9 protein-coding genes are annotated in these 7,574 nt (G+C 40.7%); 6 read left to right on the top strand and 3 right to left on the bottom strand.

Annotated features, from left to right (window positions below):
• Positions 1-76 precede the first annotated feature (76 nt).
• The 6 genes from WA010_RS12410 (at position 77) to WA010_RS12435 (ending at position 4,159) form a co-directional block, all read left to right on the top strand.
• Complete coding sequence (locus tag WA010_RS12410) at positions 77-1,102, top strand: virulence RhuM family protein (protein ID WP_422557431.1); 1,026 nt, start codon at positions 77-79, stop codon at positions 1,100-1,102.
• A 29-nt stretch (positions 1,103-1,131) separates the two neighbouring features.
• Positions 1,132-1,311 carry a hypothetical protein gene (locus tag WA010_RS12415; protein WP_422557432.1) on the top strand — a complete coding sequence of 60 codons (180 nt, stop codon included), beginning with the start codon at positions 1,132-1,134 and terminating at the stop codon, positions 1,309-1,311.
• 27 nt (positions 1,312-1,338) lie between these two features.
• Positions 1,339-1,548 carry a hypothetical protein gene (locus WA010_RS12420; RefSeq protein ID WP_422557433.1) on the top strand — a complete coding sequence of 70 codons (210 nt, stop codon included), beginning with the start codon at positions 1,339-1,341 and terminating at the stop codon, positions 1,546-1,548.
• The gene (locus tag WA010_RS12425; RefSeq protein WP_295011221.1) at positions 1,549-1,809 is read left to right on the top strand and encodes a type II toxin-antitoxin system RelE family toxin; all 261 of its coding nucleotides are present in this window, start codon (positions 1,549-1,551) and stop codon (positions 1,807-1,809) included.
• Positions 1,810-1,892: 83 nt separating this feature from the next.
• Positions 1,893-3,131 (top strand): M18 family aminopeptidase, encoded by a 1,239-nt coding sequence (locus WA010_RS12430; protein ID WP_422557434.1) that lies wholly within the window; start codon positions 1,893-1,895, stop codon positions 3,129-3,131.
• A gap of 17 nt (positions 3,132-3,148) precedes the next feature.
• Positions 3,149-4,159: a sensor histidine kinase gene (locus WA010_RS12435; RefSeq protein ID WP_422557435.1), complete on the top strand. Its 1,011-nt coding sequence runs from the start codon at positions 3,149-3,151 to the stop codon at positions 4,157-4,159.
• On the opposite strand, the gene WA010_RS12440 is transcribed toward WA010_RS12435, so the two are convergent.
• The 3 genes from WA010_RS12440 to WA010_RS12450 form a co-directional block, all read right to left on the bottom strand.
• Entirely contained in the window at positions 4,132-6,342 is a 2,211-nt protein-coding gene (locus WA010_RS12440; RefSeq protein WP_422557436.1) for an EAL domain-containing protein, read from the bottom strand. The genes WA010_RS12435 and WA010_RS12440 overlap by 28 nt on opposite strands.
• A gap of 90 nt (positions 6,343-6,432) precedes the next feature.
• Positions 6,433-7,110 (bottom strand): YggS family pyridoxal phosphate-dependent enzyme, encoded by a 678-nt coding sequence (locus tag WA010_RS12445; RefSeq protein ID WP_422557437.1) that lies wholly within the window; start codon positions 7,108-7,110, stop codon positions 6,433-6,435.
• On the bottom strand, positions 7,107-7,574 hold a 468-nt coding region (locus WA010_RS12450; protein WP_422557438.1), incomplete at its 5' end, for a site-2 protease family protein. The genes WA010_RS12450 and WA010_RS12445, both read right to left, overlap by 4 nt.

A 7,574-nucleotide genomic window follows, 5' to 3' on the forward strand; every position in this document is an offset into this window, starting at 1 on the left:
CAATGGAGAAACAGCTACAGATGAATGAATCTCAAACGCTACAGCGTATTGATCGACTATATGCGGAGATAGAGGGATGAGCAAGAAAACAAAATCACTTCCTACCATTCGTTCTTCCGCAGCAGAATACCTCACGTTTGTCGCAGCGAGTGGTGAGGGAGGTGTTGAAGCAGTGTATGCGGATGAAGATGTATGGCTTACCCAAAAAATGATGGGAACTTTATACAATGTAGAAACGCATACCGTCAATTATCACTTGAAAAAAATATTTTCTGATAGTGAACTAGCCGAGGATGCAGTTATTCGAAATTTTCGAATAACTGCCAAAGACGGCAAAACTTATGATACCAAGCACTATAATCTCTCCGCAATCATCGCCGTCGGATACAAGGTAAACTCCGAGCAAGCGGTACAGTTTCGTAAATGGGCGACGCTTGTCATCAAAGAATTTACGATAAAAGCCTATGTTATGGATGATGAGCGTCTCAAAAACGATGGTTCGATTCTTGGAAAAAAATATTTTGAAGAACAACTCGAACGCATTCGAGAAATACGACTAAGCGAACGGAAGTTTTATCAAAAGATTACCGACATCTACGCGACAGCTATCGATTACGATATCACGGCTACCGCCACCAAACGATTTTTTGCGACCGTACAAAACAAACTTCATTGGGCGATTCACGGTCAAACCGCCGCCGAAGTGGTCTACAACCGAGCCGATGTTCAAAAAAACAATATGGGCTTAACCTCTTGGAAAGACGCACCGCATGGAAAAATCCAAAAATTTGATGTCGTGATAGCAAAAAATTACCTCACCGACAAAGAGCTAGCAGGGCTGCAAAGGCTGGTCAATGCTTATTTGGACATCGCCGAAGATATGGCATTGCGAAATATCCCCATGACTATGTCCGATTGGGAAGAGCGACTAAACCGTTTCATCGCGGCGACCGATCGGGAAGTCTTGCAAGACATCGGCAAAGTCACAGCCGAAATTGCCAAAGCTCATGCGATAAGCGAGTTCGAAAAATACCGAATCGTTCAAGATAGCCTATACGTTTCGGATTTCGACAAAGCGCTCAAAGCCATAGCCTGCAAATAGAGTCGTATACAATGAGTAGGGCGAATTTTATGGAGAAACTGCCGGCTGTTTTGATCTCAGAGACAATGTGGGAAGAGATACAAGAACGTATGGATACGATGCTAGCCGATCAGCGTATAAATGAGCTTAAAAGCGGTAAAAGCGAAGTGTATTCACTGGTAGAAGTGATGAAAAAATTGAATTTAGATACTGAAATAAAAAAGATATAATAACAGTAGGCAGAAAAAGGAGTTACTATGCAAACAGTACACTTAGAAATACAAAATGATTTAAAAGACGCATTGCTCGCTTTTTTAAAATTGTTACCGCCAAGCGCTGTCAGAATATATGAAGATGATGATACAACGTTTACGAAAGATGACGAAATCGCATTTAACAAAGCAATGGATGAAAAGAAAAAGGGTCAAACTGTCGGTTTTGATGAATTAAAACGAAAGTATCTTTAAATGTATCGTCTTGAAACTTCTAAAGATGTTGATAAATTTCTTGAAAAAGCGGTACCGAAACTACGCAATAGAGTTTTAGAAGTATTCGAAGAACTTTGTAATGATCCTTTTTCTAATGCAGTAGATACAAAATCAATGGTCAATAAAAAAGGACATTTTCGTTTACGTGTCGGTAAATATCGATTTTTGTATACGATTATCGAAGATGAGATTTTAGTCTATGTCTATAAAGCAGATAGTAGGGGCGATATTTATAAATAAGATTATATTTGAAAAATCAGACCATTTTCCCGAAGTTGGGAAAATGGTAAGAGGTTATTTTTTGAAGTAAAGGATAAAGGCTAATGCGCGAATTTAACGAAGAACTGATCAATTTTATTGATGCCTCACCGACCCCGTTTCATGCGGTGGAGTGGATGGCAAAAACATTGGAGTGTCGCGGGTTCATCCATCTGGCTGAAGATGAGACGTGGAACCTTGAAGAGGGGCAGGATTATTATGTCACCCGTAACGACTCCTCCATCATCGCTTTTACGTACCCTCCATGTCAGGAAAAAGGGTACACGATTGTAGGTGCTCATACTGATTCGCCTCATCTTCGCCTCAAACCTAATCCGCTGACCACCTCCGCAGGGGTAAAGCGTTTCGGTGTTGAGCCTTACGGCGGAGTGTTGCTGAACCCGTGGTTTGATCGCGATTTATCGCTGGCGGGTCGGGTTGTCTATCTAGAAGGAGAAGTGCGTCGTGAAGCCCTCATCAATATCAACCGTCCTATCGCTATTATCCCCTCTCTCGCTATCCATCTGGATCGTGACGCGAATAGCTCCCGCTCCATCAATGCCCAGAGCGATATTGTCCCTATCATCGCGACGGGGGAGGTCGATTTTGAGAGTTTTATCCTCTCACATATCCAAGAAGATACGGAGAACCTGACCCTCTTAGCCCATGAACTCAGTTTTTACGACACGCAAAAAGGCTCTTTTATCGGGATCAATAGTGATCTGATCGCTTCGGCGCGATTGGATAATCTCCTCAGCTGTTACATAGGACTTCAGGCACTTTTGGAGACCTCGTATCCGATGATGTGTGCGTTTATGGATCACGAAGAGGTGGGAAGCGAGTCTCATATCGGGGCAGGGGGGACGTTTGTGGAGGAGACGTTGCGACGGATCGCGGGAGATGAGTATGAGAAGCTGATGCGTCATTCCATCATGGTGTCGTGTGACAACGCCCACGCGCAGCACCCCAATTTTCCGAGTAAACATGAGTCTGAACATGCACCGCTCCTCAATGGTGGGGTGGCGATCAAGATTAACTCGAATCACCGCTATGCGACCAATTCACGGACGCAGGGACGGTTTGTTCAGTGCGCACGTTCTCTTCATGTTCCGACACAGACATTTATCACCCGTAGCGATATGGGGTGCGGATCGACCATCGGTCCGATCACCTCTACACGCTTGGGGGTTGAGACGATCGATGTCGGGATTCCACAGCTGGCCATGCACTCGATTCGTGAGGTATGCGGTACGGAAGATGCTTACGGTCTGTATCGAATTTTAGTTCATTTGGGGGATTTTTGACCCCGTCAAGGAATAGCGTGAGTCAGAGTATCTCCCCAGAAGAGCTTAAAGCCCTTATCGATCAAACTTACAAGGTCGAAGAGGAGTATGTTGCTCTGCGACAATCGTATAACCATCTTCAAAGTACGATTGAACAGGTTATCGAGTTTCTCCCAAATGCCATTTGGATCGTAGAGACGGATGGTTCCATTTTTCTCCAAAACTCTCAAGCCAAACGTCTGGAAAAGCTTTTTGATACCCTTCATTTGGAAGGCGAAGATTATGAGATGACCTTTAAAGAGCGCTCCTATCTCATCAAATCAGCCCATCATAATGAAAAACGGCTCTTAAGTGCGACCGATATCACCGAACAAAAGCGCAAAGAAAATCTCGCAACGATGGGGCAGATGGCGGCACATCTCAGCCATGAAATCCGTAATCCTATCGGCTCTATCGCACTGCTCGCGTCGACACTGATCAAAAGGGTTATCCCAGAGAATCGTCCTATCGTGGAAGAGATTCAAAAATCGCTTTATCGGATTGAACGGATTATCAAAGCGACGTTGATGTTTTCAAAAGGGGTGAGTGCGCAGAAAAATGCTTTTCGATGGTGGCAATTGCGTGAAGCATTGATGAGTGCGATCAGCTATTATAGCTATGCAAAACCTATTGAATTTATTTTTCCTGAAGAGGATTTTGAACTGTTCGGTGATATGGATTTGCTTACCATGCTATTTACCAATTTTGTCTTTAATGCGATTGATGCCATCGAACTTGATGAGGAAGAAGATGGAAAAATCGAGATTTTTTATCAAAAAAAGAGTACTACCCATATTTTTGATATATATGATACCGGTATTCCTATCGAGAATAAAAAAATTCTGTTTGAAGCGTTTAAGAGTACGAAAGAACGAGGTAATGGTTTAGGTCTAGTGTTGGCTAAAAATATTGCTGAATCACATGATGGGTATATTACTTTACTTGATGGAGAACGTAAGGGATTCCGTATTGTTCTATTGTCTTATAGAGGTTTAGGTTCAGAGATGTGATATCCTTGTAAATAGTCAATTTTAAGCTCAATACATTTCTGATACACTGCTTCAGAGTGAACAAATTCTGCGATTGTTTTGAGACCTAAGTGTTTTGAAAATTCAGTAACTGCAGTAAGAATAGTTTGTGCATTGTCATCTGTATCAATATTCCGAATTAAAGAACCGTCGATCTTAAGAATATCAACATCAAGTCGTAAAATATGGGCAAAATTAGAGTAGCCTGTACCAAAATCATCGATAGCGATCCTGCAACCAAATTCTTTGACTTCTGCAATAAATGATGATACTTCCTGATAGTTTTCAATCCCTTCGCTCTCTAGGAGCTCAAAAATAATTCGTTTTGCATGAGAAGTAGAGCGAAGTTTACTTATTAAAAATTGTTTAGTAGGTTTATCAAAAATATCATCTACTGAGAGGTTAATTGAGTAGCAATGGGGGGTATTTTCCAACATTTTAAATACTTCATCTATGACAAACTGAGAAATAAATGGATAAAGACGTGATTGTTTTGCAGCTGGAAGAAAATAGTTGGGGGAAATAATTGATCCGTCTAAATCAATCATTCGAATAAGGGCTTCATATTCGATTAATTCTCCGTTTTTTGGATCGATAATGGGTTGAAAATAAAGAGAAAAACGTTGATTTTCAATTGCTTCTTTAACTTTTTTACTCCATAAAATATTATTTTGATACTCTTTTTTGATCTGAAGTTTTTCATCATAGAGCATATAACTAAGATGTCGTTTTTTTGCTGCTTTAAGTGCCATATCGGCATTTACGAGAAGATTAATGGTAGTGCTATTACGCTTTAATGCTATATCCATACCCATTGTAATAGTAATATAAATACTTGCACCATGAACATCATAATGTTTGGATTGCAGAAGATGGATAATACTAAGACGTGAGGCTTCAATTTTAGCTTGGCTCATTGGTTCAAGGAATGCGATAGCATATTCGTCGGATGGCATTTTATACAATCGTATTGGAAAATTTTGAATGGCTTCTTGAATAGAATGGGTAAGAGCTATGAGAATTTCGTCTCCAATCGCATGACCGTAAAAATCATTAATTTCTTTAAAATTATCAATATTTAAAAGGATAAGGGCATAAAAACGGCTGGAATGGATATCGTGTATTAGAGCTTTTCGATTAGGTAGAGCAGTAAGATGATCGGTATAAAGTTGATGTTCTAACTTTTGATTGAGTTCTCTAGTGATCTGTGCATCGCGATCGATTCGTCGAATTAAGATTTGAAAACCATAGTGTAAGATGATTCCAACAATACCAAGCAATACAAAACTGATGATAAGAAGATGCAGGAGTTCTCTTTCATATTCCCTAACATCTTCTGTAATATCAAAAGCACATGTCATCATGGCAATGACATCATTTTGATAGTTAGTGAGAGCGCGTGAAGCAATCACATACTCATGATCGTTTATCGTATAACGGTTACTTCGTTCAAAGGTAAAATTTGAAGGAAGATGATCGAAAAGAGGGTCATTAGAGGAAACAAGTGAATAGCCTTGATAAGTAGTATGATTTTTATCGGAGAGAAGCTTTTGAAGTTTTTTAGTATCGAAAGCGATGGCACTTTTAATCCCTGAATGAGCATTAAGGCGTTTTTGAACACGATCGATTTTTGCAACCGTTTGAATGATACCAATAAAAGTATTATTTTGAAAAATGGGGATAATTGTGACAACTGAAACATCATAGATGGTAACATCCAAAGTGGTAACACTTTGACGAGTGTTAATAGCATATGCCAGTACGGGACGTTTATGTAAAATATTATCGCCGTATCTTTTCGGGTCTTGAATACGGAGAAAATGTATCCCATCTGCACCGACAAATCCGCTCGTATCGACTTCGCCGTTGCGCTTTGCTTCTTCAAAGTACGGAAGACTTAGGCGATATAGCTTTTTACGATCATGAGTGGTAAAAGCATCAACAATTTCACGGTCTCCGGCAAGTTTATAGCCCAATTCATTGAGCCCTTTATAAGTATCAAATATTGCTAGATCATAAGAATTACGTAAAAGAGCACGGTGAGCAGAAGTTTTTTCTTCAAGGACTTCTTTTTTATCTTGAATGATTGTGAAAATAAAAACAATAATAAGGAGTACCACAAGACTCAAAGCATAAAACATTGCTCGTTGTTTTGTTTTTTTCACTGGTAACCTTTTTGATACTGCTATTATTGAAGATTATATCATAGGAAAAAGAAGATTTGTTATACTATCCTATATTAATAGGGAAAAAAATCATCTTTTTGGGAAGAGAATAGAGCCTAAACGAATCATATTTGAGCCGCATTCGATCGCCATTTCAAAATCATTGCTCATTCCCATCGAACAAACAGTAGCGTTTGGCAAAGTTTCAAAAATACGGCGAGTCGTCTCAAAACTGTTTCGAATCACGGTTGGGTCATCGACATGAGCACCGATAGACATTACCCCTTGCAGTTGCAATCTTGGGCACTCTTCCATGATTTGAACGTATTTTTCATGTGTCTCTTCAGGCAAAAAACCGCTTTTGGATGCTTCATAGGCAGAGTTGATTTGAACTAAGGCACGCAGGTTCATATTTTCACGGTCAAGACGCTCATTCAGAGCATGGGCGAGTTCGATCGAATCGATAGAGTGAATCAAATGAGGACGAACACTGAGGAGATGGTTGATCTTGTTTTTTTGCAACGTTCCGATGAAATGCCATTCGATAGGGAGTTCTTCTAATGCTTCACTTTTGGTAACGAGGTCTTGAACTTTGTTTTCTCCAAAAGCACGCTGCCCGATTGCATAGAGTGCTTTTATCGCCTCTGCATCGACATATTTGCTAGCCGCGACGATTTTGACGATGTGATGATCATTAACCTGTAATCGGGCTTTTTCAACTCTCTCGATAATGCGGTCAAAATGGCGTTTTTGTTCGAGTGTTGTCATTGCATTAACCTCGTAAAGTCATTATAAAGCCCTAAACTCATAAGCCCTAGAAGCAGTACCCATCCGCCGATGGTAAGGCGGTAGATAACCTCTTCGCTCGGTGCTTTGCGGCGGATCATCTCGTAAAGGTTGAACATGATATGCCCACCATCCAGAGCGGGGATAGGGAGGAGATTAAGGACACCGAGATTGACTGAAATGAGGGCAGAGAAAAAGAGTAAACTCATCCATCCGTACGCTGTAGCATCGGCTGTGATTTGGACGATACTCACTACCCCTCCCACCTCTTTGGCAGGGACGACACCGGTGAGGAGTTTTTGGACGCTTTGGAAAATTAAAAACGAAGTTTCATAGGTTTGTTTGGATGCGTAGGTGATCGTCTCAGCGAAACTCAGATTGAGAGTATGGGTGACACCTGAGGGGGCGATTCCTACCATTCGCTGTTGTATCTTTTCTTTGAAAAG

The sequence above is a fragment of the Sulfuricurvum sp. genome (genome assembly GCF_049305995.1).
Classification (GTDB): domain Bacteria; phylum Campylobacterota; class Campylobacteria; order Campylobacterales; family Sulfurimonadaceae; genus Sulfuricurvum.

What these genes read in the sequence shown, in the direction of transcription:
- WA010_RS12445 (WP_422557437.1), bottom strand. Translation starts at nt 7,110, where the DNA reads ATGACAACACTCGAACAAAAACGCCATTTTGACCGCATTATCGAGAGA.
- WA010_RS12425 (WP_295011221.1), top strand. Translation starts at nt 1,549, where the DNA reads ATGTATCGTCTTGAAACTTCTAAAGATGTTGATAAATTTCTTGAAAAA.
- WA010_RS12430 (WP_422557434.1), top strand. Translation starts at nt 1,893, where the DNA reads ATGCGCGAATTTAACGAAGAACTGATCAATTTTATTGATGCCTCACCG.
- WA010_RS12420 (WP_422557433.1), top strand. Translation starts at nt 1,339, where the DNA reads ATGCAAACAGTACACTTAGAAATACAAAATGATTTAAAAGACGCATTG.
- WA010_RS12410 (WP_422557431.1), top strand. Translation starts at nt 77, where the DNA reads ATGAGCAAGAAAACAAAATCACTTCCTACCATTCGTTCTTCCGCAGCA.
- WA010_RS12415 (WP_422557432.1), top strand. Translation starts at nt 1,132, where the DNA reads ATGGAGAAACTGCCGGCTGTTTTGATCTCAGAGACAATGTGGGAAGAG.